This is a genomic window from Enterobacter sp. 940_PEND (genome assembly GCF_001059415.1).
Classification (GTDB): domain Bacteria; phylum Pseudomonadota; class Gammaproteobacteria; order Enterobacterales; family Enterobacteriaceae; genus Enterobacter; species Enterobacter cloacae_M.
On sequence record NZ_JUMS01000029.1, the window covers coordinates 1 to 1,480 of the forward strand.

The following is a 1,480-nucleotide window of genomic DNA, read 5'->3' on the forward strand; positions in this document are numbered from 1 at the left end:
TAAGCCATCTTAAATGACTCTGAGGTGTCTGTTAAACCCGTGGCGATTCAGACGACAATACTTTCGATCCTACTAAAAAAGCGAACACGTACTATGTGACAGGTTCCAGAGATTTTTTTTCATATAGAACCTAACCTTCCCGGTGGTAAAGCTAAAGATGAATTCTATCTACCTATCGGCGCATCAAGTACTTAGTAACTACTCTGAGCACCTAAGATAGGGTTGATCTTATCCGCTAAGTAGAGTAGATTGAATGTGTAGTTTGTGGCGGTAGGAACATCCCCACGTTAAAAACCCAAATTCCCTGTTTGTTGTGGCGGTAGGAACATCCCCACGTTAAAAACCCAAATTCCTTGTAATAACTACCCTAAAAACCTCGACTTAGTCGGGGTTTTTTTGTATCTACCAAGGTGCTTATGGAACTCAAGAAACTTGATGAATCTTTCTATACTGATAACCCTGTCGTTATTCAGGCTTTAGATTTCAATATAGTAAACAACGAATGGATGTCTCATGATGGCAAAGTTCGTGGTCATGGGGTAGTTCAAATTGACATCGATGGGTTAACCTTTGCAATTCCCGTCCGGTCAAATATCAAGCATGATGCGAGTTACATCCTTGAAGTAAACCGCGATGAAAATAAAGACAGACGTATTAAAGGGATGGGTCTTGACTACTCTAAAGCCCTGCTGATAAGAAAAACAGAGCATATCAGTAATAATATTTTTGTTTTGAGAACAAAAGAAGCAGGCAGGAAACTCCAGGGTAAAGAGCAACATATACAAAAGCAATTTAATAAATATGTTATGCGTTACGTCAAAGCTGTAGAGAAAAACGACAGGCGTATTCTTAATGATGAGGAATATCGGTTTAGCACTTTAGTTAACTATCATGTGGAATTAGGAATTAAATAATCCTTTGTATTCTGAGGGATGATAATAAAGAAAAAAATACTCATGCATGGTATTGATTTTTTTTGTTTTTTGTGGTAGGCTCTACCGCTTCAGCTAAAGCGCTTGCAAGCGCTAAAAGCGCCGAAGTGCCAAAGGCATTGCAAAGCGCTTTAGCTGAAGCGGTCATCTTCTTGCAACTCTTTGATTTTAAAAGGTTTTTAACTGTAAAGGGAATCATCTTACTTTTCATGTTGTTGTATCTCCAGTATTATATTTCGGATGGAACGCTAATGGGTTTTATAAAACAACTCATTGAATGGTTAATTATACCATTATTTACCAATATATTAAATAATAAAAAATAGATTCTCATTTATATATTTGTTCGTGTGTTGTAATAATGACTGATGCATTTATTTAAAATGTGGATGTTGTTTATAAAAAAACCACCGGATAAACCGGTGGTCAAAACACGCGTTACACAAGAAAAACTTCATACAATGGTACTCTTTCATTCTGCGTCCTTGCAGTTCTCCGGGGCTTTGTTGAATAAATCAGATTTCGGGTAAGTCTCCCCCGTAGCGGGT

General features: G+C 37.4%; 2 protein-coding genes. One reads left to right on the forward strand and one right to left on the reverse strand.

Annotation, left to right across the window (positions count from 1 at the left end; all coding sequences use genetic code 11):
* Positions 1-416 precede the first annotated feature (416 nt).
* Complete coding sequence (gene tenpIN, locus ADJ24_RS05035; RefSeq protein WP_042948500.1) at positions 417-914, forward strand: type III toxin-antitoxin system TenpIN family toxin; 498 nt, start codon at positions 417-419, stop codon at positions 912-914.
* 40 nt (positions 915-954) lie between these two features.
* On the opposite strand, the gene ADJ24_RS24935 is transcribed toward tenpIN, so the two are convergent.
* Complete coding sequence (locus ADJ24_RS24935; protein ID WP_139157883.1) at positions 955-1,143, reverse strand: hypothetical protein; 189 nt, start codon at positions 1,141-1,143, stop codon at positions 955-957.
* Positions 1,144-1,480: the final 337 nt, after the last annotated feature.

What these genes read in the sequence shown, in the direction of transcription:
- tenpIN (WP_042948500.1), top strand. Translation starts at nt 417, where the DNA reads ATGGAACTCAAGAAACTTGATGAATCTTTCTATACTGATAACCCTGTC.
- ADJ24_RS24935 (WP_139157883.1), bottom strand. Translation starts at nt 1,143, where the DNA reads ATGAAAAGTAAGATGATTCCCTTTACAGTTAAAAACCTTTTAAAATCA.